At 35.2% G+C, this 26209-nt stretch carries 22 protein-coding genes; 6 read left to right on the forward strand and 16 right to left on the reverse strand.

Annotation, left to right across the window (positions count from 1 at the left end; genetic code table 11):
• Positions 1-15: 15 nt before the first annotated feature.
• The 5 genes from LC457_RS21545 to LC457_RS21565 all read left to right on the forward strand — a co-directional run bounded on the left by LC457_RS21545 (position 16) and on the right by LC457_RS21565 (position 4326).
• Positions 16-1746: a cellulase family glycosylhydrolase gene (locus LC457_RS21545; protein ID WP_223601680.1), complete on the forward strand. Its 1731-nt coding sequence runs from the start codon at positions 16-18 to the stop codon at positions 1744-1746.
• A gap of 65 nt (positions 1747-1811) precedes the next feature.
• Positions 1812-2690, forward strand: coding sequence for a CGA/CIA family class A beta-lactamase (gene bla-A / locus LC457_RS21550; protein WP_223601681.1), 879 nt, complete (start codon positions 1812-1814; stop codon positions 2688-2690).
• Between the two features lie 32 nt (positions 2691-2722).
• Positions 2723-3133 (forward strand): hypothetical protein, encoded by a 411-nt coding sequence (locus LC457_RS21555; RefSeq protein ID WP_223601682.1) that lies wholly within the window; start codon positions 2723-2725, stop codon positions 3131-3133.
• A gap of 10 nt (positions 3134-3143) precedes the next feature.
• On the forward strand, positions 3144-4034 hold the full coding sequence (locus LC457_RS21560) for a 3-hydroxybutyryl-CoA dehydrogenase (protein WP_185099903.1): 891 nt from the start codon (positions 3144-3146) through the stop codon (positions 4032-4034).
• A 52-nt stretch (positions 4035-4086) separates the two neighbouring features.
• Positions 4087-4326 (forward strand): hypothetical protein, encoded by a 240-nt coding sequence (locus LC457_RS21565; RefSeq protein WP_002977986.1) that lies wholly within the window; start codon positions 4087-4089, stop codon positions 4324-4326.
• Positions 4327-4376: 50 nt separating this feature from the next.
• On the opposite strand, the gene LC457_RS21570 is transcribed toward LC457_RS21565, so the two are convergent.
• From LC457_RS21570 to dnaN, 6 genes are all read right to left on the reverse strand, one after another.
• Positions 4377-4787 carry an META domain-containing protein gene (locus LC457_RS21570; protein ID WP_223601683.1) on the reverse strand — a complete coding sequence of 137 codons (411 nt, stop codon included), beginning with the start codon at positions 4785-4787 and terminating at the stop codon, positions 4377-4379.
• Between the two features lie 495 nt (positions 4788-5282).
• Complete coding sequence (gene pheT / locus LC457_RS21575; RefSeq protein ID WP_223601684.1) at positions 5283-7685, reverse strand: phenylalanine--tRNA ligase subunit beta; 2403 nt, start codon at positions 7683-7685, stop codon at positions 5283-5285.
• A 198-nt stretch (positions 7686-7883) separates the two neighbouring features.
• On the reverse strand, positions 7884-8510 hold the full coding sequence (locus LC457_RS21580) for a DUF417 family protein (protein WP_223601685.1): 627 nt from the start codon (positions 8508-8510) through the stop codon (positions 7884-7886).
• 62 nt (positions 8511-8572) lie between these two features.
• Positions 8573-9403 carry a helix-turn-helix domain-containing protein gene (locus LC457_RS21585; RefSeq protein ID WP_223601686.1) on the reverse strand — a complete coding sequence of 277 codons (831 nt, stop codon included), beginning with the start codon at positions 9401-9403 and terminating at the stop codon, positions 8573-8575.
• A gap of 62 nt (positions 9404-9465) precedes the next feature.
• The gene (locus LC457_RS21590) at positions 9466-10299 is read right to left on the reverse strand and encodes a M23 family metallopeptidase (protein ID WP_308116427.1); all 834 of its coding nucleotides are present in this window, start codon (positions 10297-10299) and stop codon (positions 9466-9468) included.
• Between the two features lie 244 nt (positions 10300-10543).
• A complete protein-coding gene (gene dnaN, locus LC457_RS21595) occupies positions 10544-11674 on the reverse strand; it encodes a DNA polymerase III subunit beta (protein ID WP_034699704.1) in 1131 nt (376 codons plus the stop codon).
• 332 nt (positions 11675-12006) lie between these two features.
• Here dnaN and LC457_RS21600 point away from each other — a divergent pair, with 332 nt between their 5' ends.
• Complete coding sequence (locus LC457_RS21600) at positions 12007-12363, forward strand: diacylglycerol kinase family protein (RefSeq protein ID WP_223601687.1); 357 nt, start codon at positions 12007-12009, stop codon at positions 12361-12363.
• A gap of 152 nt (positions 12364-12515) precedes the next feature.
• On the opposite strand, the gene LC457_RS21605 is transcribed toward LC457_RS21600, so the two are convergent.
• The 10 genes from LC457_RS21605 to LC457_RS21650 form a co-directional block, all read right to left on the reverse strand.
• Positions 12516-12974: a GyrI-like domain-containing protein gene (locus LC457_RS21605; protein WP_223601688.1), complete on the reverse strand. Its 459-nt coding sequence runs from the start codon at positions 12972-12974 to the stop codon at positions 12516-12518.
• Between the two features lie 352 nt (positions 12975-13326).
• On the reverse strand, positions 13327-13659 hold the full coding sequence (locus tag LC457_RS21610; protein ID WP_223601689.1) for a gamma-glutamylcyclotransferase family protein: 333 nt from the start codon (positions 13657-13659) through the stop codon (positions 13327-13329).
• Entirely contained in the window at positions 13659-14288 is a 630-nt protein-coding gene (locus tag LC457_RS21615; protein WP_223601690.1) for a GDSL-type esterase/lipase family protein, read from the reverse strand. Before LC457_RS21615 ends, LC457_RS21610 begins: the two co-directional genes overlap by 1 nt.
• A gap of 346 nt (positions 14289-14634) precedes the next feature.
• Positions 14635-15048 carry a ribonuclease inhibitor gene (locus LC457_RS21620; RefSeq protein ID WP_223601691.1) on the reverse strand — a complete coding sequence of 138 codons (414 nt, stop codon included), beginning with the start codon at positions 15046-15048 and terminating at the stop codon, positions 14635-14637.
• A complete protein-coding gene (locus LC457_RS21625; protein WP_223601692.1) occupies positions 15029-18724 on the reverse strand; it encodes a phosphoribosylformylglycinamidine synthase in 3696 nt (1231 codons plus the stop codon). The genes LC457_RS21620 and LC457_RS21625 overlap by 20 nt, the downstream gene beginning before the upstream one ends.
• Before the next feature lie 189 nt (positions 18725-18913).
• Positions 18914-19885 (reverse strand): WG repeat-containing protein, encoded by a 972-nt coding sequence (locus LC457_RS21630; RefSeq protein WP_223601693.1) that lies wholly within the window; start codon positions 19883-19885, stop codon positions 18914-18916.
• Positions 19886-19936: 51 nt separating this feature from the next.
• Positions 19937-21364, reverse strand: a complete 1428-nt coding sequence (gene purB / locus LC457_RS21635; RefSeq protein ID WP_223601694.1) for an adenylosuccinate lyase — start codon at positions 21362-21364, stop codon at positions 19937-19939.
• Between the two features lie 961 nt (positions 21365-22325).
• On the reverse strand, positions 22326-22466 hold the full coding sequence (locus LC457_RS21640) for a hypothetical protein (protein WP_156118435.1): 141 nt from the start codon (positions 22464-22466) through the stop codon (positions 22326-22328).
• A 1128-nt stretch (positions 22467-23594) separates the two neighbouring features.
• Complete coding sequence (locus LC457_RS21645; RefSeq protein ID WP_223601695.1) at positions 23595-25343, reverse strand: CocE/NonD family hydrolase; 1749 nt, start codon at positions 25341-25343, stop codon at positions 23595-23597.
• Between the two features lie 472 nt (positions 25344-25815).
• Complete coding sequence (locus LC457_RS21650) at positions 25816-26205, reverse strand: hypothetical protein (RefSeq protein ID WP_223601696.1); 390 nt, start codon at positions 26203-26205, stop codon at positions 25816-25818.
• Positions 26206-26209: the final 4 nt, after the last annotated feature.

Here is a 26209-nt window from a genome sequence, read left to right on the forward strand (position 1 = left end):
ACTATTGAAACCATTATGAAAAGAGCCATTGTAATATCCGTACTTTTATTGTCTCAATTTGGGACATCACAATTATTAAAGACTTCCGGACAAAAAATCGTTAATGATAAAGGTGAAAATATCCAATTGAGAGGTCTGGGTCCGGGCGGTTGGATGCTCCAGGAAGGATATATGCTGAAAACAGCTGACTTTGCCGGTCCTCAGTATAAAATCAAGGAGAAGATTGCTGAATTAATTGGTGAAGATAGCATGAATGAGTTTTACAAGGCATATCTGAAAAACGGGATCACCAAACAGGATATTGATTTTCTTGCGAAATCAGGGTTCAACTCGATACGGCTTCCCATGCATTACAATCTTTACACACTTCCTATTGAAAAAGAGCCTGTAAAAGGTAAAGATACATGGCTGGAAGAAGGCTTTAAAATGACCGATGACCTGCTTCAATGGTGTGCCGATAATAAAATTTACCTCATCCTTGACCTTCACGCTGCACCGGGCGGGCAGGGAAATGATGTCAATATTTCTGATAATGACAAGTCAAAACCTTCGCTTTGGGCCAATGAAGAGAATCAGAGAAAAACTATAGCATTTTGGAAAAAACTGGCCGAACGGTATAAAGACAGTCCATGGGTTGGAGGCTACGACCTGATCAATGAGCCTAATATCAATTTCACAGGTAAAAACCCAAATGGTACTGATGAAATGTCTAATGCTCCGCTTTGGAAACTTCAGAAGGAGATCACTGCTGCTATCAGAGAGGTTGATAAGAAGCATATTATTTTCATTGAAGGAAACGGCTGGGGAAATAATTATAACGGACTGCCGGCTATCTGGGACAACAATATGGCTTTCAGCTTTCATAAATACTGGAATTACAATGATGACCAAACCCTTCAGTTTGCACTGGATCTGAGAAAAAAGCATAATATGCCGATCTGGCTTGGTGAGACAGGAGAAAATTCCAATGTATGGTTTACTGAGCTTATTCAGCTTTTGGATCAACATAATATCGGGTATGCATTCTGGCCGATGAAAAAGATTGATAATATTGCAGGAATCACCAATGTCAAGATCACGCCTGAATATGAAAAGCTATTGGATTACTGGAAAAACGGAGGTGAAAAACCTTCAAAAGATTATGCAAAAAAAGCTTTAATGCAGATTGCTGACAACTATAAACTGAGCAATACGGAAGTTAAAAAAGATGTCATTGATGCAATGTTCAGGCAGACAAAGGATGCTTCAACAAAGCCATTTAAAAATCATCAGGTGCCGGGAAGGATATTTGCTTCGGAATATGATCTGGGAAGAATAGGTTCTGCTTATCTGGATAAAGATTTCATCAATCTATGGGTAAGTGATCCTGCAAAAAGATCAGAATGGAACTCCGGACAGCAGATGAGAAATGATGGTGTAGATATTTATAAGTGTAATGATAAGATTACCAATCAGTATTATGTAGGAAAAACAGAATCCGGGGAATGGCTCCAGTATACTGTTCAGTCAAAAGGAGACAAAAATTATACGTTTGACATCCGGTATGCATCAGCCACTGATTCAAAAATAAGGATTGAAACGGCTTCCGGAAAAGTGTTGGCGACGGTACCGTTAGCTTCCAGTGGAGGAAATGAAAACTGGAAAACGGTTTCTGTAAAAAATATCAGTCTTCAGAAAGGGGAAAACAGTATCAGAATATTCTTTGAAAATGATGGTGTCAATCTGAATTATTTTGAAGTAAAATAGTAATAATTATCTTAAATTGCAGCTCTCTTTTGGTCTTCAAAGGAGAGCTTTTTAATTTCGGTATTATGAAAAAAACAGCATTCTTTTTTCTTCTGATTTCGGCATTTACCTTTGCCCAAACTTCTTTGTTGGAACAAAAAATAAACTCAATTCTTAAAAACAAAAAAGCAACTGTTGGTGTTTCTGTCTCAGGCTTTGAGAACAGTTTTAAATATGATAAAAATGCAGACAAAAAGCTACCGATGCAAAGTGTCTTCAAATTCCATATTGTCGCTGCAGTTCTGAATGCTGTAGATCAGGGAAAGCTTTCATTGGATCAGAAAATTGCACTGAATAAATCAAATTTACTTGAAAATACTTGGTCCCCGCTACGCGATCAATATCCGGGAGGAAACGTTGAAATTCCGTTAAGTGAAGTTATTGAATATACTGTTGCTAAAAGTGATAATAATGGCTGTGATATTCTTCTCAGGCTATTGGGCGGAACTCAGCCTGTTCAGAGATTCATGGATTCCAAAGGAGTGAAGGGTTTTCAGATCAAATATAATGAAGAGGCAATGCATAAAGACTGGAAAGTTCAGTATGAAAATTACAGCACCACAAAATCTGCAGTTGATGTCCTGAAAAAGTTTTATGACGGAAAATTATTATCCAAAAAATCAACAGATTATCTGATGCAGGTCATGTTATCTACTTCAACAGGATTAAACAAAATGGTAGAGCAACTTCCAAAAAACACTACTGTGGCCAGAAAAACGGGAGCTTCCGGAAAAAATAAGGCAGGTTTAACAGGGGCAGAAAATGAAATCGGCATCGTTACTTTACCCAATGGAAAACATTATGCATTAGCTGTATTTGTCAGCAATTCAATGGAAACGGATGCGGTAAACTGCAGGATGATTTCTGATATTTCCAAGGAGGTTTGGGAATATTTTAATAAATAAAATTTTAAGCTTATTTTTAAGCGATTTTTAACATGAAAAAAATAATAGTAACAACGGCTCTGCTGGCTTTCACATTCTTTTACTCACAAAAGAATCAGAATTATCTGGAGATCAGCTATGGAAGTGTATGCTGCGGCCCGCCTTCAGACAAACCTGTCCTTAGCTTTCTGAAGGAATTTAAGAATAAAAGCAGGGTAAAAAGCCTGGAAATTCTACAACAAAAAGGAAGAGGCAGAGAAGGTGAATTCACATTATATGTTGGTACTGACTACCTTACAAAAAACCAGAAAAGCCGTCTTATAAGAGGGCTGACAGCTACTGTTTCTAATCAGAACAACAGTAAGAAAAATCAAAGTACAGGAACCGTTTTCTTTGACTCGGCAACGGTTGTTTCTCAATCGGATCTTACTGACGTAAAAAATTTAACTATCTATAAAAAATAAAGGAAAAATGATCAAAAACATTGTCGTTATCGGAGCGGGAACCATGGGAAATGGTATTGCACATACTTTCGCACAAAGCGGTTTTAAAGTAAATCTTGTAGATGTATCTCAGGAAGCTCTGGACAGAGGTTTGAAAACCATTACTACCAATCTTGACAGAATCATTGCAAAAGGAAACCTTACAGAGGAACAAAAAGCTGAAACGCTGGGGAATATCACTACCTTCACAGCACTGAATGATGCAGCAGGCGCTGCAGATCTTATTGTAGAGGCTGCTACAGAAAATATGGATCTTAAACTGAAGATCTTTGGCCAAATGGATGAACTGGCTCCTGAAGGCTGCATCCTTGCCACCAATACTTCATCTATATCTATTACAAAAATTGCTGCAGCTACCAAAAGAGCTGATAAAGTAATCGGAATGCACTTCATGAACCCGGTTCCAATTATGAAATTGGTAGAAATCATCAAAGGCTATTCTACTTCTAAAGAAACTTTTGATGCAATCTATGAAATGAGCAAAACTTTGGGTAAAGTTCCTGTAGAAGTGAATGATTATCCAGGTTTTGTGGCTAACAGAATTTTGATGCCAATGATCAATGAGTCTATCGAAACGCTTTATAACGGAGTGGCTGGTGTAGAAGAAATTGATACGGTAATGAAATTGGGAATGGCACATCCAATGGGCCCGCTTCAGCTGGCAGACTTCATTGGTCTTGACGTATGTCTTGCAATTCTGAATGTAATGTATGACGGTTTCAAAAATCCAAAGTATGCGCCTAATCCACTGCTTGTAAATATGGTAACAGCAGGGAAACTTGGTGTAAAATCAGGGGAAGGATTCTACGATTATTCTGAAAGCAAAAAAGCTGAAAAAGTTTCAAAAATGTTTTTGAAGTAATTTTAAAGTCAATAATTTTATTTATCTTTGAGAAAGTTAAAACATTAAAAAAATGAAATTACCAAAGTTTTTATTAGCAGATAATTCGGAGTTTCCAGAAGATCTATTCGTAGTTCACACAGAATATCCAAGATTTATCTTAAACGTTGAGGAAGAAGAAGTTGAATGGTTAGATGATCTTGAAGGTGATGATGAAGAAACTATGGCAGACGAAGCTACTAAAGTAGTAGAAGCAGCGTTTAAATGGTGCGACGAAGAGTTGGCTAAGTACGACGAAGAAGAGGAAGATTAATAACACTCTAAAACATAAAAAAGGAACTCAATTGAGTTCCTTTTGTTTTTTTATTCTGATTTAGTGAATTTCAATAGTAGAAGATTGTCTTTATACAATTCTAATGTAGTTCCGGAAATCACATATTTGTTTGCTTTTCCCATCATATCCATAAAGTTCTGCTCTACTCCGATGTTGTTACACATCATTTTTGTAGATCCCATTTGTCCTGCTGTAAATCCTCCTGTAGACGGATCTATTGTAGCCGTTCCGAAATAGTTATTACATCCTGCATTTCCTGTGATTTTCTCTCCTTCAATATTCAATGTCGGAACTTTTCCTTTTACCGTTTCAGCCAGTGTCCATTTTGTATTGGCAAGAGCAGGCTGAGCTTTTCCTACTTTAGAAGCAGACGGGCTTGTCATAGATCCACATGAAGCCAATACTGCAGCTGTACATATGCTTAAAAAAAGATTTTTCATTTTTTTCTTTTTGAATTAATCCAAATTTACGGAAATTATATTATTTAAACGGGCTGCGATGAATTTTATTATTCTTTAACACCCTGTATTTTGAATAATTTTCAGAATTAATTTTCATGCTCTTGACGATCAAAAAAAGGGTTGAAAGCTTTAAGACATAAGAACTTTATTTGCACTAAAGTTGTAACGCTGCCTTTGTCATTCCGAAGGAATCTATACTATAATTGGTTTATAAAAACATACTGAGACTCCTACGGAGTGACAAAGATTGTGGATAGACCAACTACCAAATCATAAGAAAATATACAATAAAGTACCATTCAATAGAACGGATTGTAATCCTGAGCTTAGTCGAAGGGAGCCGTTTACTTAAAAATCAATATCCAGATGGCTTTAGCCGAAACCTATTAATACAGATATATTTTTAAGATTAAAAACAAAAAAACGGACTTTAAAAGTCCGTTTCTATTATATTGAAATATATATTTTCAAGTATTAAGATCTCAACTCAGCGTTGAATTCTTTCTGGAAAGCTTTGATCAGAGAATCCATTACTTCTGTGATCTCTTTTTCTTCCAGTGTTTTTTCTTCGTTTAACAGCTCGAAGCTCATTGCATAAGACTTCTTACCTTCAGGAAGATTTTTACCTTCATACACATCGAATAGGTTAACACTCTTAATGAATGGAGATTTATTCTTTTTAGCAGTCTGATATAAATCCTGATAATTTACATTTTTATCAATCAATAAAGCTAAGTCTCTTCTGATTTTGTTGAATTTCGGAATGTCTTTAAATTTCAATTCATTTTTAGAACGTAGTTCCTGAGCATATTCCAGTTCAATTTCTGCATAGAAACAATCCTGATCAATATCGAAATCTTTTAATAAAGCAGGAGCTACTTTTCCGATTCTTACCAACGCTTTACCGTCAACTTCATATACCAATGCATCGGAGAATCTTTCATCGGACAGAGCTGCTTCTTTATAATCAACAGCAAGTCTTTCCAATAAAACTTTTACATAAGCTTTAAGATTATAGAAACTTACAGCAGACTTAGGCTGAAGCCAGTTTTCCGCAACATCTCTTCCGGAAACCAACAAAGCCAATTGTTTTCTTTCTTCGTATTTTTCTTTTTTGTGGTAAATTTTTCCTAATTCGAAGAATTTAATATCCTGATTCTTTCTGTTAATGTTATATACGGCATTCTGAAGAAGTCCTTCCAATAAAGATTTTCTCATGAATGCTAAATCTCCGCTTAAAGGATTTAACAGTTTTACAGCATCAGTTTCATCTTTTACCGAAGTCAATGAGTTATTCATTACTTCGTTGAAGCCAATGCTCTGTAAAGCCCTTGCCCAGCTGTTTTCCAATTCATCCTGATCGTTAGCACTAAGCTTAACAGGGGTAAACGAAATTTTCTGTGGAGCATCAATTTTATTATATCCGTAGATTCTTAAGATCTCTTCAATTACATCAATTTCTCTTGTTACATCTGCTCTGTAAGCAGGAACAGAGATTTCAAAACCATTTGGAATTTCATTTAAAACCTGAATTTCCAATGCTTTTAAGATTTCCTTTACTTTTTCTCTGTGGATTTTTGTTCCTAAAATCTGCTCAATTTTAGAGAATCTCAGAATCACATAGCTGTCTTCAATTTTCTTAGGATATTCTTCCAATAGATCTCCTACTAATTTTCCTTCAGCAATTTCCTGAATCATTTTAATAGCGTGAGTGATTGCCGTTCTTGTCAGATTCGGGTCTACTCCTCTTTCAAATCTGAAAGAAGCATCCGTATTCAGGCTGTGAGCTTTTGCTCCTTTTCTTACCGCAATGGGATTGAAATAAGCACTTTCAAGGAATATCGTTTTTGTAGTTTCTGATACTCCGGAATTTGCACCACCGAATACTCCGGCAATACACATTGGATTATCTTTACCGTCTTTGATGATGATTTCAGAACCATTCAATGTTCTTTCAACTCCATCTAATGTAGTAAATTTTGTTCCCGGTTTTACAACTCCTACTTTTACTTTCTTATCTGCAATTTTATCTGCATCAAATGCGTGAAGCGGCTGTCCGTATCCGTGAAGAATATAGTTAGTAATATCTACAACGTTGTTAATCGGGCTTAGTCCGATTGCTTTTAGTCTGTCTTTTAACCAGGATGGAGATTCTGCAACTTTTACGTCTTCAATAACGGCTCCTATATATCTTGGACACAATTCAGCATCTTCAATTTCCAGTTTGAAATCATGAACTCCTTCATTATTCAAAGCTTCGGAAGCTACTTTATTAAATTGAGACTTCAGTTGGTTGGTAGAAAGATAAGCATGTAAATCTCTTGCAACACCATAGTGAGACATTGCATCTGTTCTGTTTGGTGTTAATCCGATTTCAAACACCTCATCATTAGTCAGTTCAAAATAGTCCGCAAAGTTTTTTCCTACTTCATATTTGGTTTCATCCAGCACCATGATTCCTCCGTGATCTTCGCTAAGACCTAATTCATCTTCTGCGCAGATCATTCCCTGAGAAACCTCACCTCTGATTTTTGCTTCTTTAATTTCAAAAAAGTTTCCTGTTTTGTCATAGATTTTTGTTCCGACAACGGCTACAGGAACAGTCTGTCCTGCTTCTACGTTAGGAGCTCCGCAAACAATATTCAATATTTTTCCGTTTCCTACATCTACTGTTGTCTTCTTCAGTTTGTCAGCATTCGGATGCTTTTCGCAGGTTAATACTTTACCTACAACAATTCCTTCCAGGCTGCCTCTTACGCTTTCAAATTTATCTATCCCTTCAACCTCAAGACCTATATCTGTAAGGAATTCACCGATTCTTTCAGTTTTTGATTCCGTTTTTACAAAGTCCTTCAGCCAGTTGTTTGATATTTTCATTTGTTAATCTATCTACTTATTTAATTCGTCAAATGAGCCTTTCGGTTTCATCTGCACTATTTTGAAATTTTTATTTGAAATTCCACACCGTATTCAAGTGTGATTTTTCGAGCTACAAATGTCGTGTTTTTTTGAGAAATAGAGAAATTTAGAAGCGATTTTAAGATAATTAATTTTCATTAATAGTTCTGCCTCTTATTAAGGAATCTGTTGGCCAGATGGTCTCACTACTTTCTTCAGGCTATCAGAAAATAATACCAATCCTGCAGCCATCATGATAATATCTTTTAGAACCAAACGCCCTGCTCCGGACATATAGGGAAATCCAAACTCTGGAGTAGGATAATCTCCACCCAGATTCGGCACGTATACTTCGGGAGTAGTTCCTAAAAATGAAAGGGTAACCAATGACATTAAAAATGTTAAAGCCCCTCCTACTGCTCCGATTTTAGGAAACCAGATCCCTAACAACACCAAAAAACCTATTATTACAATCATCGTTCCCAAACCATAAGAAAAGGTGTATGTTCCATTTTCTTTATGCCAATCAATATTTTTCTGGATAACCTTTCCTTCCGGATTTTTATACAGGGTATATTCTGCCACCGGCATTTTTTCTTCATTAAGAACTTTATTCCCAGTATTTTTATAGAAGAAACTCATGAAGGGACTATTGGCGACAAAGGGTACAATTCCTTCAGCTTCGTAATGAAATGCTTTTAAACCTCCAATCCAGGCCATAACAATGAAAATTGAAATTCTGAGAAAATTGAAAAAATAAGCATCCAATTGTAATAAGCGGTGGTAAAGTCTGTTGTTTTTCATGTGATTTCTTTTTAACAAAGGTATTCACATGCCTACAGCGCCAACATAGATATTTGAGGACATTACATGGACATTTTCGCCACCACAGAGATTCCTACCTGTTCTCTATATTTTTTCGGGGAACATCCTACCGATTTTTTGAAATACCTGCTGAAGTAAAATTCATCGGCAAATCCCAGCTCTGAAGCAACTTCCTTTACGGATCTATAGGTTAAATGCAGTAATTTTTTGGATTCCAGAATGATTCTCTCATTGATAAGCTGAGTGGGTGTTTTCGCAAATTCTTTCTTTACAGCCTTGCTTAATGTATTATTGGTTATACTCAGTTTGTCACTGTAAAATGACAGCTCCTTTTCACTTTTAAAATGAGTCTCCAACAGTTTCTTAAATTCTGCAGCATTCTTATTGGGTAGTTTATCATGAGAAAATATACTATTTTCAATACTGCTTTTCTGTTTACTGCCAATAGCAAGGATAAGCTGTATATAAGTTTTGATAATAGATTCTGAAAACTGATGCTTTTCGGATTCTTCCTTTTTGATATGAATAAAAAGCTCGAGAATATAACTATAATTTTCTTCTGAGAGTTCAACCCCCGGATTCAGATAAATATTATTAAAAAGAAGCCCGTTGCATGCCACTTCTTCTTTATGATATTCTATACAGTAATAGTCACCATGGAAGAAAAGTACATCGATATTTTCATCTGATTCCGAAGCCAGTTTCAGTTTTTGAAAAGGGGAAAGAAACAGAATATTATATCCGTTATAAGAATAATTGATGTCATCTACTGAAAAAACACCGGAACCCTTCCATAGAACCACACTGTAATTTTCAGTGGTAAATTCTGATGGAAAATCTGAGGTGTGGTAAGACTGTATTTTTATTTTCATGATTAGTATCTTTTAAACACTAATAACTCTAATGATTCACAAATGACACGATTTGACACTGTTTAATATTCTTTTGAATAGGTTTTCTTTTCTGTCAAATACTCGGTTTTAGTTCCATTACCGGTTCTGAAAAGGGTTTTGAGTGTATTCTTTTGTTTAGGCTTTGAAGGATCGGGAAGAAAGCATTGGAAATGTAAATGCGGACCATTTGTCCAGCCTGTATTGCCGCTCAATCCTATTAAATCCCCTTTTTTAACCTCATCTCCTATTTTAACCTTAACCCCATTTTGTTTCAGGTGAAAATACTGTGCAATGGTTCCATCCGAATGTAAAATTGAAATATAATTAGCCTGATTAGCACAACTTGATGTAGGACATCCTGTATTATTATTCTGAACTGCATCAATCACTTTACCTTCTCTTGCTGCCGTAATTTCGGTTCCTTCAGGCATCACAAAATCTAAAGAGTTTTCATTCTGGTGAGAAAATATTCCATTGTAACCTTGATAAACATTAAAGGATTTCCCTTTTTGAAAAGGAAGATCATATGTATAGTCAGCATCATAGGTCTTTATCGTTGCATCTCCAGCTAATGTATAGTAAGCAGGCATTTTCTTGATTTTCCAACCTTTTCTATTATCGTTGACAACAAAATAAGCAATTTTGTTTTTTATTGATTTAGGAGGCAGCACTCTGATCATTTTAAATGCTTCGGGACTCTTAAGGTTTTCTGTTTCCGGCTGTTCGGAGAACGTTATTGAAATGGGATAGATTTCAATATTATCAGCATAGTAAGTGATAATATCTTTCGTATGTTCATAATACATTTTTGCACTCTTCTGAGAAAAAGCCCATAGAGAGCAGATAAGTGATCCAAGAAATGTTATTTTTTTCATGTTTATTATTTTTTTTCTTCCTATACTTTTGCCTTGAAATCGAAGATTCGACGTAGTCAAATAAAAGTATGCAAAAGTTCAAGACTGGAATTATCCGCTAAAAATTTGAATGCACCTCTAAACTCGTATGGATGATTCTATTAATCCCTAAGTCGATTCCAAATTATTACAACTATGAGTCCGAATGCAGGATTACAAAAAAAGCCGGAAAAATTCCAGCTTTCTTTTATTTATATGGTTAATGTTACAATCCGATTACCGGCATTGATAACATTAAGATATTTTCGTTTTCTTCAAGACCGTCAAGAGGTTCAATGATTCCTGGTCTGTTAGGTTGAGACATTTTCATCGTGATATCGTCAGATCCTAAAATTGTCAGCATTTCAGTTAAAAATTTAGAACTGAATCCGATATTGATATCTTCTCCGTTGTAGTCACAAGGAATCTGCATGTCTGCTTTGTTTGCATATTCAGTATCTTCTGCATGAAGGTGAAGAATATTACCGGAAAGCTTGAATCTTACCTGATTGGTAGATTTGTTGGACATGATAGATGCTCTTTTGATCGCTCCTAATAAAAGATTCCTGTTGATTGTCAATACATTTGGGTTTTCTTTTGGAATTACCGCTGTATAATTTGGATATTTACCATCAATAAGTCTACAGATCCAGATATGCTTACCAAAAGTAAACTTGGCCATATTCTCATTGAAGTCGATCGTAACGTCTTCATTGGAACTTGCCAGAATATTTTTGAAAATGTTCAGAGGTTTTTTAGGCATGATAAACTCCATCGGCTCAGCATTCATAAGGTCTGCTCTTTTGTATACCACCAATCTGTGGGAGTCTGTAGATACGAAATTGGTTTCGTTTTCTCCAAACTGGAAAAGCACTCCTGTCATTACCGGACGAAGAGAATCATTACTTGTAGCGAATAGGGTGTTTGTCAAAGCTTCAGACAAAACTCCAGCCGGCATTGTAACACTTTGTGAAGCATCAAATTCCGGTAATTCAGGATAGTCATCAGCATTGTCTAATGCTACTGCGAAATTATCTTTTTCATCTAAAATCTCAAGCTGGCTTCCTGTACCTTCGGCATTGTCTTTTACAACAAATGTCAGAGGCTGTTCACCATAAGTCTTGATAAAATCCTGAAAAATTTTAGCAGGAACAGCAAATTTACCTGTATCATCAGACTTTACTTCCAGAGAAGTAACAAGAGTTGTCTCGCCGTCAGATGCTGTAATGGTAACATTATTTCCGTCTAATTCAAAAAGATAGTTTTCTAAAATCGGTCTCGATTGAGAGCTTGATATTACGCCACTTACAGTTTGCAACGCCTTCTGCAGTTCACCACTTGAAATAATAAATTTCATAGATTTATAAAATAAGTTTCTACAAATATAATAAATAGATACAATAAAGAAAAGAATAATATGGAGGAGTTTTTCACAAATATCCTTAATCTGTTTTGAGCCTTGATATTATGCTTAAATTTCTTTTGATCTTATAATTTTCTTCAAAATATTCACTTTAATCGGATTTCTATTTGTACTTTTTTTCTTCAAAGCGCATTAAAACATGAGTATTGAAAGTAAAAAAGGATAAATATTGCTCATTTTCTTGCATAATACCCCATTTCGAATATAAAAGATAATCCATACCAATCAAAATACAAAGCCTATCTTTGTGTGAAAAGTTCAGAATTATGCAAAAACCACCCATTCATAAAAGTTTTCTCAATGCTTTCCGGGGTGTTTTCATGATGATAAAGACGGAAAGGAATTTCCAGATTGAGCTTCTGGCATTCTTCGTAAATCTCTTTCTTATTTTTTATTTCAGACTGAGCAATACAGATGCAGCGTTGGTTTTCATCGCTTCGTTTGCTGTTTTAAGTGCCGAAATTTTCAATACAGCTATTGAAAAGATCTGTGATATCATCCAACCTGATTTCGACAAAAGAATTGGCTTTATTAAAGATATTGCGGCTGGTGCTGTTGTTTTGACAGCCATTGCATCGGTGATTGTTGGGGTTTTGGTGTATGGAAAATATATTTTCAGGTAAAGAAATCTGAAATATTGCTGACAAATATTTAAGTTACATGCTTAACCACCCCGTCAAAAATTCTTTGAATTTTTGCCACCCCTCCAAATGAGGGGAATTTCACGTCTCCATTTCAAAAGTTGTGAAGGCAAAAAGCTTTTTACTTTTTTCTCTTATTTGACAGCAATTAAAATATCCACTTCGGCATCTGAAGGATCCTGAGCTTTTTCTCCATAGATTTCAAAATCGGCAGTAAATATTCTTCCGAGATCCATTTCCCAGATTTTCAACCATTCATTGATCACCAGGCCTTTTGAAAGGTCTCCTTTTGTGGTAAATTTCACATAATCTCCACCTTCAAAAGAATAACCTGTCATTCCTTCAGGAATATTGTCAAGGTTTTCCACTTTACACCCAAGAACTGTTGTATAGGGCTTTGTATGGTCTTTTTCGTAATCCGTATAAATAGAATAAAGGGTATTATCTTTTCTATTTGGTATTGAATTGACAATATCTTCGTTTATCATTTTCTCCCATAACACAGGAATATCTTTTGCTGCCTGCCCATTTTCATTGGTTGTTCTTACTGAGATTCCGATTACCTTAAAAGGTTTTATTTTTACGTTATTCATTATTATTTCTTTATGATAGAGCAAAGGTAAGAGAAGGTTGTGACAAGGGGGTGTCAGGAGTTTTTTAAATTGATTGAATAGGATATTGTTTTTAAGTTTTGGCTAAAGCCATTTTGAAGGTTAAGATTTTTACATAAACGGGCTAAAGCCCGTTCCTATTGAATTGAATTGAATTGAATTTCTGCGGCTATTTTCTTTTGGCTTAGCCTATTCCAATTTTGTCACTCCGTAGGAGTCTCAGTATATCTTATAAACCAATTATAATATAGATTCCTTGCTTTGCTCGGAATGACAAAGGTCCCGTTGAAATTTTACAGGAGATAGTGAGATTGCTTCGCTTTGCTCGCAATGATTATTTTCCGACATAGATAAATCCTTTCTTTCCGGATTTAAAAACGGTTTCAATTCTTTTGTAATCATCTACTTCATATTCGTCTGCCTGAAGAATTTCGGCTTCTGTTACTTCAAAAAGTATTCCTTCTATCTGATCATCATCATTCCCAGAAAATTCAAGTACGGGATGGTATTTCTGACCACTTTTTCGCAGTACTTCAGGATCTGTAATTTCAAGCATTCTTAATTTGTATTCTGATAAGATATCTTTTTCACCTTGTAAAAGTCTTCCAAAGGTTTCCATTTGAACCTGCTCTTTCTGTAGGGTTCCGTAAGAAAATAGATTTGGCATTATAAATATTTTTCGATAATTGGTATAGCTACCTCAGCCATCATTCCATAGCCTTTTTCGTTGGGGTGCACTCCGTCTGCAGATAATAGAATCTCTTTATCTTCAAGGAAAGCAGAATAAAAATCAATATACCCCAGTGAATGTTCTGAGGCAAGATCTTTAAGGATCTGGTTATAGATAACAACTTCCCCATTTGTTCTTAATTTGCCTGAGCTTACCACTACTCCATCTATTTTTTGAGAAAAAGGGAGAATGCTCACAAGATAAATTTCGTTGGAAAATTCTTTGGCATGCGCGATGGCAGTAGTCATGTTGTTTTTAAATTTTTCAGGATCTACGATCTGTACTCCTTCTTTTATGGCAAGATCATTGGCTCCATAGCTTAAAAAAACGATGTTTCCGTCAGCAGAATTTCTGGCACTGAGTTCGTGGGGAATTCTTTTCAGTAATCCTTCTGTAGTCTCTCCTCCGATTCCCAAATTGAATAAGATCAGTTCATCTCCATTTCCTTCGTGAAATTGCTGCAAGGCATATCTTTTCAAAATATCTACCCAGCCTCCAAAAACGCCGTCATATTCTCCATAAGTAATGCTGTCACCGAAGAACAGCCCATAAATAATTTTCTTCATTCAATTCTTATTGTTTCCTTTTTGTTAAAGTAAAAATAGTGAGAAAAATTATTAATATCTTTCAACTTGCGTAGTTTTTAACGCAAAAGGCGCTAAGTATTTATATTTAATTCTTATGTTTTCGTTCGCAAAGGCGTTTCACTCAGCAATAGACCAATTTGTGCCCTAGTTGAATAATTTTTTTTGAACCATTAAGATTTTTGAAGGGGTGAAGAATTATGAATGTAATAGTTGAAGCTATTATTAAGCAGACTGCTTTATTCATCGTTAATGAATCTTAACTTTCCTTAAAATCTTTATTATTCATAATGGTTTAAGATTCTAATTACTCATTGCTCATTACTTATCATTCCAGCTTCAATGCAATATTGCTATGTGACTGTATAATTTCCACCAGGATTTCAAAAAGTGTCTGCCCTTTTCCTTCGGTCAAATCATCTAATTTCTGCTGAATCAATTCTATATTGAAGGGTTTTCCCTGTCTGATCTTATTTTCGTAGAATTCCTGAGTAGTCTGAAGCCCTAAATCTTCTTTCGATTTCCCGGATTCTTTCCAGAGGATTTCAATTTCTTCTTTTCCTTCTATTACTCCGAAACCTCCGTAGAGAATATCATCAAAGCCGTCCAATGTTCCTACTTTCCAATCTGCATCCTTCATCAGAACACTTGAAACTTCTTCGTAAAAGCCTGCTAAAGACGAAAAATGACCGCCATGGATGACGATCATTTTTCTTGTATTGTTATTTGAAGTATTCAACACCGTTTTTGAATATGTTGTGATAATTCGCGGTTGGTATATTCTTCATGAGACCTTCAGCAAATCTTTCCGGGTGTCCCATTCTTCCGTAGATCTTTCCACATGGGCTGGTAACTCCTTCGATTCCGAATAATGAGTTATTCGGGTTGAACGGCATCCCGTGGGCGATATTTCCATCAAAATCTATGTATTGGGTAGCGATTTGTCCGTTTTCATACAGCTTTTTGATTTCTTCTTCTGAAGCCATGAAACGTCCTTCTCCGTGGGAAATCGGAATAGTGAAAGTCTGATCTTTCATTCCTTTTAACCATGGGCTTTCATCATTCACCACTTTTACCGTCACCATCTGAGAGATGTGTCTTCTTATCGCATTGTGAGCTAACGTAGGGGAGTTTTCATCCAGATCTTTGATTCTTCCGTAAGGTAATAATCCTGACTTTACAAGCGCCTGGAATCCGTTACAGATACCGATAATCATACCATCTCTGTCTAATAATTCATGAACTGCATTTTTCATTTTCTCGTTTTTCAGAACGTTTACAATGAATTTTGCAGAACCATCCGGCTCGTCACCTGCGGAGAATCCTCCGGAGAATGCAAGAATCTGAGATGTTCTGATTTCTTCTACCCACGCATCAATGCTTTCCTCCAATAATTGGTGGTTGATATTGATCAAAGGCAGGCTGCTCACTACAGCACCTTCTTTCTGGAATGCATTCAGCGTGTCATACTCACAGTTCGTTCCCGGGAATACCGGAGCGAATACTTTTGGCTGAGCAATTCCGTGTTTTTTAATGATGATATTTCTTGGGTGGATTGAGTTTGATTTTTCATCAATTTCAATCGTGATCTTTTCTTTTTCTACTGTTGGGAAAAGGTTTTCGAATGTATTTGTGTTAGCAGATACAAGGTCCACGATATTGGATTCAAGTCCGTTAATTTTTACAATACCTGAATCTTTTACTTCTCCGATAAGGTGAAGAACAGACGAGCTTAATTCTTCTTTCGCTTCAATGATTAAGCTACCGATATTTTTAGCCAATAAAACATTTTCATCAGCATTAACTTCAGCACCCAATCTGTTTCCGAAGCTCATTTTCGCTAAAGCTACTGCAAGACCTCCTTCTTTTACTGTTTTCACAGAAACAATTTTTCCTGCTTTAATATTTTCGAAAATAAATTCAAAAACTTCTTTTAAAGCATCATATTTTGGAAGTCCGCTTTCCTGAGCAATATGATTGAAGAAATACAGTTTGTTTCCTGCATTTTTCAGCTCAGGAGAGATGATATTTTCTTTATCTCCGTTGGCACATGCAAAAGAAATCAAGGTTGGCGGAACATTCAGATCCTGATATGTTCCACTCATAGAATCTTTACCTCCAATCGCAGCAAGACCTAAATTGATCTGCGCATCATAAGCCCCTAAAAGTGAAGCTAAAGGTTTACCCCATTTTTCCGGATTTTGTCCTAGTTTTTCGAAGTATTCCTGGAAACTTAGTCTGATGTTTTTATAATCGCCTCCCATTGCTACAATCTTCGCCACACTCTCTACTACAGCATAAGATGATCCTAGTAATGAGTTTTGTTTTGATATTTCAGCATCAAATCCCCAGCTTGCCAAAGAAACTGTTTTAATATCTTTTGCTCCTAAAATAGGGAGTGCCTGAACACTTCCTTCCATCAGAGTCTGCTGATATTTTCCACCTAAAGGCATTGCTACTGTTGTGGCTCCAATTGAAGAGTCAAACATTTCAAGCAATCCTTTCTGGGAAGCTACGTTTTTATCTTTTAAGATGTTCAGGAAGTTTTCTGCTGTGAAAGCTTTAGTTTCTTCTTTTACTTCTTCAAGGTGAGTGATTTTCACTTCCTGAGATTTTGAACATCCGTTGGTATCTAAGAAAGCTCTTGAAAGGTCTACAATTTTGTCTCCTTTCCAGAACATCTGCATTCTTCCGGAATCTGTCACTTTTGCTACTTCTACCGCAACAATGTTTTCAGCTTCACAGAATTTGATGAATTTTTCTTTATCCTGAGGATCTACAACTACCGCCATTCTTTCCTGAGATTCAGAAATAGCCAGTTCGGTTCCGTTTAATCCTTCATATTTTAATGGTAATACATCCAGGTTTACTTCTAAAGAGTCTGCAATCTCACCAATTGCCACAGAAACACCTCCTGCTCCGAAGTCATTTGATTTTTTAATCAGCTTCGTTACTTCAGGATTTCTGAATAATCTCTGAATTTTACGTTCTTCTACAGCATTTCCTTTCTGAACTTCTGAACTCATGGTGTGGATAGAAGTTTCGTCCTGTTCTTTTGAACTTCCGCTTGCTCCTCCTACTCCGTCTCGACCTGTTGCTCCTCCTAAGATAATGATTGAATCCCCGTTTTCAGGTTTCTCACGTCTTACCCAGTCTACAGGAACAGCTCCGGTAACGAAACCTACTTCCATTCTCTTGGCTTTATAACCTTCGTCATAGATTTCAGAAACCATTGTAGTCGCAAGACCAATCTGGTTACCGTAAGATGAATATCCGTTGGCAGCCTGTTTTGTAATGGTTTTCTGAGGTAATTTTCCTGGTAATGTTTTATCAACTGGTTCCAAAACGTCTGCAGCACCTGTTAATCTCATTGCCTGGAAAACGAAAGATCTTCCGGACAACGGGTCTCTGATCGCACCTCCTAAACAAGTTGAAGCCCCACCAAACGGTTCAATTTCCGTAGGGTGATTATGTGTTTCGTTTTTGAATAATAAATACCATGGTTCTTTTTTACCATCGTACTCTGCTTCGATCTGGATGGTACAAGCATTAATCTCGTCAGAAATGACAAGGTTATCCAGGTTTCCTGTTTTATGGAAATATTTACCACATACTGTTGCAAGATCCATTAGGGAAATTGGCTTCAACTCACGGCCTAAGAATTTTCTTTTTTCGATGTAATCATTGAAAATAGTTTCCAATGTGTGTTTGAACTGGCCTTCAAACTGAATGTCTGACAACTGTGTTTCAAAAGTCGTGTGACGACAGTGGTCGCTCCAATACGTGTCTAGTACTTTTAATTCTGTTTCCGTAGGATTTCTTTCTTCAGTTTTGAAATATTCCTGAATAAATTTCAGGTCATCCAATCCTAAAGCAAAACCATGATTTTTGTAGAAGTTTTCAAGTTCTCCATCATTGAAATTGATGAAGTTTTCGTGGATAATTACTTTTGATGGTGTCTCATCTACAGGAATATCAAGAATTGACAAGTCTTTTTCCTGAGATTCCACTTTGTTGATCAGAAGGTCTTTGATTTTAACCAAATCTGCTTCAGAAACTCCTTCAAATTCGATCAACTTTCCACTTCTTACTTTTGATTTTTCATTTTCTGTAAGCAACGCGATACACTGCTGCGCAGAATCTGCTCTCTGATCATACTGACCAGGCAAAAATTCCATTCCGAAATGAATAGCTTTTGCAGGGTTTTCTGTATGTAAAATATCAGTAACAGGGTCTACGAAAGTGTTATTCACCACTTTTTCAAATTCTCCGTCATTCAAATTGAAAATATCATACACATTGTATACTTTCACACTTTGAACTGCCGGAACAACCGCTTTTACTTCATCAAAAATTTTTGGACTTTCAACATCGAAAATTCCTCTTTTTTCTACGAAAATTCTTTTGTTATTAGACATTAGATGTCAGATTTTTAATATTAGATTTATTTTTTCTTTTTACTATTATGAGTTAAAGTTTCTTTCTTTAAACCCATCTATATTGGAAATTTTTGGAGAGATTTCCTCTCCACTCATTACTCTGTACAAATTTAAAGGAATAAGTCATATCTTTTTCAAATTTGAGCGGTAGAATTTCCAATTTTATTTTTATTTGTTGATAAATTTATTCGGATTGTCCTTATGTTCTTTCTGAAAGTCTTCTGCATTTTTTATTTCTTCTTTCAGCCAGTTTTCAAAAGGAACTTTCTTTTCATTAAAATCCTCGATAGCATAAAATATTTTACCTTCTTCTGAAACCAGAAATTTGAAACGATAAAGCATATCCAAGTCTTTCTTCCTATGATTATAGGTATTCACCTGATAATAAGGAAAGTTTTCTTTTGGTTTTTCTACAATTTCAAAAAACAGATTCTTTTCCTTTTCAGACAGTTTATTGTAAAAGTTTACATAATAAAGATCTGAAAGCTTTTTCTTCTGTTTTTCGAAGAACTGGAGAATATTCTTCTCTTCTTCATTGTATTGAAACGGATTCGGGTAGTATTTCCCGTCTATTTCAACATCCTTTTCTGTTGGTTTTGCCAATGGCTGAACAGTTTGTCCTTTGACGTTCATCACACCCCATTTTCCCCCTACAATTGCTCTGTGTTCATCATTGGTCTTTTCCCAATCACAGCCGTCACAAAAGGTGGCGTATCCGTAATTAAACGGAAATGCAAAGTCATGCTCAGCTTCAATAACAGTATTCCCGTTTCGGTCTGCAAATCCTACTTTACCATTTTTAACCAATCTTCTCAGTCCTTCAGAGAAATAATCTGCTCCATTGTCATAAAGGAATGGCTGATACAGAAATTTACCTTTTCTGTCGTACACATATCCCCAGGCATTTTTCTCTGATTTTTCGCCTTCTTTACTGCCATCAAAAAGGATGGTTTCTCCTTCTACAGGATCTCCATCTTTTAGGAAGGAAAAGATTTTGAACTGTGCAGGAACAATTATTTTTCCTGCTTTATCTTTTACTCCAACTAAAGAATCTTTGGATTTAAAGTAATGTAAATCCTCTTTACTCTGGGAAAAAGAAATGACTGGTGTTAATAGAATGCTTAATAGTAGTTTTTTCATATTAATTGGAGTGGGAAATAAAATATGCAGCCCAAAAGACTGCATATTGTTTTATACTTTAAGATCAGCTTCCAATCCTATTAAGTCTTTGTTTTGGTCTATAATCGGCTGAACTTCATTTTTAATGAATTCCTCCGTCTGGATCGGTGCGAAACCAATAAAGTTTTTAGGATCTAGAACTTCTTTCAGTTTTGATTTGTCCAGTTTTAAAGATTCATCATTCAGGATTCTTTCGATAAGGTCATTTTCTTTTCCTTCTTCTTTCACTTTCTTAGAAGCTTCCATAGAGTGAACTCTGATCACTTCGTGAATTTCCTGACGATCACCTCCTGCTTTAACTTCTTCCATGATGATGTATTCTGTCGCCATGAAAGGAAGCTCTTCCATAATATGCTTATTGATTCTGTTCGGATATACTACGATTCCGTTCATGATGTTGTTCCAGATTAATAGAATAGCATCAACAGCTAAAAATGCCTGAGGAATTGTCAATCTCTTATTAGCAGAGTCATCCAATGTTCTTTCAAACCATTGTGTAGAAGCTACCATTGCAGAACTTGTTGTCAGAGACATTACATATTTTGCCAATGCTCCGATTCTTTCACTTCTCATTGGGTTACGTTTGTAAGCCATTGCAGAAGAACCGATCTGGTTTTTCTCGAATGGTTCTTCAATTTCCTTAAGGTTCTGAAGTAAACGTAAATCGTTTGTGAATTTATGTGCAGATTGTGCAATATTTCCTAATAAGGCAACTACTTTCGCATCAATTTTTCTATCGTAAGTCTGTCCGGAAACTCCGAACACTTTTTCGAAACCGAATCTTTTTGAAAGTTCTTTATCTAAGTGTTTTACTTTAGAATAGTCTCCGTTGAACAATTCAAGGAAACTTGCAGCTGTTCCTGTAGTTCCTTTTACTCCTCTGAAACGTAGGGTTTCAAGGAAGAAATCCAATTCTTCGATGTCAAGAACCAAACTCTGTAACCAAAGTGTAGCTCTTTTCCCAACTGTCGTCAACTGAGCTGGCTGGAAGTGTGTAAATCCTAAAGTTGGAAGGTCTTTGTACTGAATTGCAAAATCCGAAAGATTTTTCATCACGTTCACCAACTTTTTCTTTAAGATTAAAAGTCCGTCACGGATTTGAATTAAGTCTGTATTGTCTCCTACAAAAGCCGAAGTAGCTCCCAGGTGAATAATTCCTTTTGCTGAAGGCGCCACATCACCATAAGCGTGAACGTGAGCCATTACATCATGACGGAATTTTTTTTCGTACTCTGCAGCTTTTACGTAATCGATGTTTTCAGCATTAGCTTTTAACTCAGCGATCTGCTCGTCTGTAATTTCAAGTCCAAGGTCTTTTTCGATTTCAGCAAGAGCTATCCAAAGCTTTCTCCAATTCTGGAATTTGTTATTGTGTGAGAAGTTAAATAACATTTCTTCACTGGAGTAGCGCTCTTCCAATGGATTTTTGTAGGAATTCATTCGTTCTTTTACTTTTTAGATGTACAAAAATACGGTTTTTCGGTGAGAGATAAAAATCCTGCTTTTATGATTTTTCAACCATATTCCGAATCAAATAAAAGATTTTCATTTAAACTTTTGCCTTAAAGGAAAAGTATACAAAAGTCCAAGGCTGGAATCATCTGCTAAAATTTAAATGTACTCCTAAAATTTCCAAACTCGTATGGATCATATGTCTCTCCTTCGGTTCTTTATTATTACCTGCTCAGATAGTGGAAATTTTTTAACGGATTACATTCAAATTTTCTTAACGCTCCTGATTCCTAAGTCGATTGATAAGCAGTGCATCATATTCAGACTTGTTCTTTTTCTCAATTTAACATTGAATTATCGTTATCATATAGGCTAGAAAAGCTCCTAAAACAGATATAATAAAACCTAATATGTTCAATATTAAAACTATGGGATTATCTTTTATCTTTTTAAAAAATGTTGCTATTGCCGGAATTATAAAAAGATTTGAAATCATTAGCATTATTGAAAAATTAAATCCTCCTTCAAATGGAGAAAAACCTTTTTGAATAGTGTATACATTAACTAACAGTATTATCACATTAAGAAGGATGACAACAACAGCAAGTATATAATTTATTCTGGATCGCACGAAAGTTCTGTAATATAAGAATACAAAATAACATTTTTTTGCCTATACTTTTGTCTTAAAACAAAAGTATTCAAAAGTTCAAGACGGGAATCATTCGCTAAAAAATTTGAATGTACTCCTAAAATTTCCAAACTCGCATGGATCACATGCTTCTTCTTCAGCTCTAAATTCCGTCCATGCTCAGACAGTGGAAATTTTTTAACGGATTCCATTTAAATTTTCTTAACGCTCCTGATTCCTAAGTCGATGATGGAGTTGTACAAAAATAGGCTATCCCATTTCTGAGACAGCCTATTTACATTATTTTCATAAATCAAATTAATCAATAAGTCCGCATGATGATCCTACAGGAATACATTTTTTAACAAATGAACACCAGAAATATCCTGGCAGACACATTGGGATCCCTCCCTGAACTGTTTTCAATTCTCTTTTTGAAAGTTTTCTTAGGTTTTTCATAGTTTTATTTTTTGATTTTTCTCCTACTATATATGCTTTTCGGATTACGCTTTAATTTGGTAGTTCCAATATACATATTTTTTGGACAAAAAAACATAACAAATTAATTTTATACGACTTACATTTTAGTAATTTCTAAAAAACAATCATAAACTGCCATTATTAAATAGACAGGAAGTTCAGTTTCTTCTTCTAATAAATCCAATAAAAAAATAGAGACCAATTGACAACACTATTGAAATTCCTAATGTAAAATAAGTTTGAAAGGGAATAGTGTGGCTACTACCAAGTGTCATTAATAAATACAGTACAAGAAACAGAAAGCAAAGAATACTTATCCATTGTAATATTTTCAATATTATTTTTATTTTCCCAGTCATTATATTTAGTCTAATACATTTTTTATCCAGTAAGAATAGGACTGTTGGGATAATGCAAATGCCAAAATAAAAAAACTAATTTTAAAAAATAAATTCTCCTTCCGATAAATAAAAATAGCATAATACATATATGAAAGCAAAACTGGAACAAGATATACAATAATCATCATATTCTCCATTGCGGTAACACTATCTTTAACTTTAGACACATTTATAAGTCTGTCCAGTTTAAAAACATTATAATATACTATTAAAAAATATAAAAGATTTATGCTGAAAATTATTAATGTATGAAACAAAAACCGACTCATCAGTTTTAGAATAAGATGTAGGTTGAATGATATCATTAGTTTATGTGATTATTAGTTTAATTAAATGGATTTAAAATTGGGTTCAAAAATATAAAATTTTACACTTCTGCTTTACTGATAAAGATAAATGTATTCAAAATGGCTACAGACCATTGAAACAACAGTTTGGGAAATTTTTCTTAGGGTAACAATAAAAACTATTGCAGTGCAATGACCTTATTTTATCTATGAACATAAAGAGAAAAGAGGGCTCAAAATATTACTTTTGAAGTCTCCCAGAAAAAATAAATAATATCCAATATAGAAAACCAAAAATAACATCAAATATTATGTTAGCTGATTTTAATTGATGAGAAACTATAATATTATATATAATATCAATTACTATGATAATTCCACAAAATTTCAATAAATATATAATTGCGGTAATACTATTTTTACTCTTCATTTAACACCGGTATTTTAACATAACTATCATTGTACCATTTGATTTTCAAAGGAACGGAAGCATCTTTTATGGTTTCTGTACTGACGTCTTTTCCTGTTCCGTAATTCAACTGTGAAAACGGGTTTTTATTAACATCAATTTTCACTACAATTCTACTTCCTTTCTGAAGCTTTTTGCTTACAAAATGGCTATTGGTGAATTCTATCCAGGTTTTATCTCCAGGCTTCAGAAGATTTCTTTTGGTAATATCTTTTGCATAGCTGACTCTTCCAATATAATATGACAAATGAAAATATTTTCCTTCGGGAGTCAATTCATATAAAGTCACTCCCACATCCACATCTTTTTTATTAATAGAAATATGAAGCCCTCCTAAAAAAGAGCCGTTCACAATCACTGGTTTTTCTACCGGATTGCTGGTAAAAATGAAACCTGAACTTTTATCCAGCTCATTTTTCTCTATTGGAGATGGATAATAATCGCTGTTACCACTCAATTTTCGATCTTTAAAGTCAACTGTTTGTGAAAGGAATGTATTTTTATTGGAAGTTTTCGAATCCAGAAAATACGTTCCACCCTTTTTTTGATTGGAAAGATAAAATTTCAGAACATCATTGTTCATTTTTTCAAAGGAGGGAGCACTGCGCCATTCATTGGCTCCCATTACTTCATAATTGATTTTATTTTTAAGAGCTGATGGTTTCGGCCCATTTTTCAGGATATGATCCAACCATTCGTAGGTGATTTTATTGATATCAAAAAGGGCGACCTCATCTACTTTGTATTCATTCACTTCTTTCTCCCCTCCTTGCTGGGTCCCAAAATGACCGTATGGGCCAATAATCAGATAAAATGGAGTATTTGGGCTATACTTCTGCAATTCTTTAAGATAATAAATACTAGAATTCTGGGAATCGTTATAATATCCGTCAAAAGCCAGAACCGGAATCGTAATTTGTTTAAAATCTTCTTTATAAGGAGCCATTTTCTGCCAGTATTCATCAAAATCAGGGTGAGTAATCCATTTTTGAAACCATCTGTTGGGAGCACCGTCGATAATGTCCATTTTGTTATATGCCTTACCATTATCCCACCAGTTAAACATCATTGCCCTAAACCTCTTCCTGTCATTTCCTGTTTCATTGTCCAGATACTTGTTGTTTCCTACATAAAATGCCCATTCATAATTGGGATTAATAAAGATATTGTTTTCCATAGGAAGTCCCATTCCAGGACGGTTTGCTACATAAGGAACAATCGTTTTCAATGCCGGATGAAGTGTTTTGCAGGCTGCCCACTGGCTGAAACCATTGTAACTGCCTCCATACATTCCTATACTTCCATTACACCATTTCTGCTGACTGATCCAATCTATCACATCATACGTATCATTGGCTTCAAATTCATAAGGATTTATATCATCCGGGCTCAGTCTTTTACCACGGGCATAGGCCATAACCCCTATATACCCTTTATCAGCAGCATTCTTCAAACTTTGAAGATCCCGCCCTGTATCGCGAACATAAATGGTAAACTGAAAAATCACTGGAAGAGGTTCTTTCTCCCCTTTCTTCTTTACAATCATCGCCGAGATCATCGCTCCATCTCTGGTTTTCACCATCACACTATCCTGAATATCATAAGAACTATCCTGATTTTTAGCAATTGTTGAAGTAGTCTGCTGCCCTTGAACAGAAACAACTGTACATAGAAAAAGAATGAACAGGTATTTTATCATTTTTTTATTTTCTAAGATATAAAAAAACCTCCGCTGTTGCAGTGTTTTTTATTGTATCAACTCAAAGTCATAGACTTTGTGTAGAGGGTTTTATATTTGTGGACACGAGCGAGACGCTCGCGCCAGCGGGGTTATTTATAAAGTGATTCACAGTATTTTGATAAGGATGTACAAGGGCCTTTATAAAACAAAACCACTGCAAAAACAGTGGTTTTGTATTTTATCTACACAAAGTCATGGGCTTTGTGTAGTGGGTTTTATATTTGTGGACACGAGCGAGACGCTCGCGCCAGCGGGGTTATTTATAAAGTGATTCACAGTATTTTGATAAGGATGTACAAGGGCCTTTATAAAACAAAACCACTGCAAAAACAGTGGTTTTGTATTTTATCTACACAAAGTCATGGGCTTTGTGTAGTGGGTTTTATATTTGTGGACACGAGCGAGACGCTCGCGCCAGCAGGGGGATTTTTTATTTTATAATCTTTTGATAACAATTTTCTCCATAATAACCAAAGCAGAGAAAAATGTTTTTATCTTTTTTTTTGAAAGAAGTTATATAAGTTGTATTAGTATCCTCTACATCCTCTGGAAAAGCAATTAAATCTTTGTCTAAATTTAGATAAAATTTCGAAAGTGTTATAGATTGATTATCTATTTTATATTTTGAATCATAATCCAATAATTTTTTTCCTTCCCTATTATAAATAACCCTATTGTACACTCCATCTCTGTGAATTGTCAGGGTATCATATGTATTTTTATATGATACAGGCGAATATTTTCCATACACATCTTCACTACTAATATTTTGACATGAAAATAGAAGTGGTAATAAAATTAAACTTATACTTTTTTTCATATTT

It is taken from the genome of Chryseobacterium sp. GVT01B, assembly GCF_019970045.1.
Classification (GTDB): Bacteria; Bacteroidota; Bacteroidia; order Flavobacteriales; family Weeksellaceae; genus Chryseobacterium.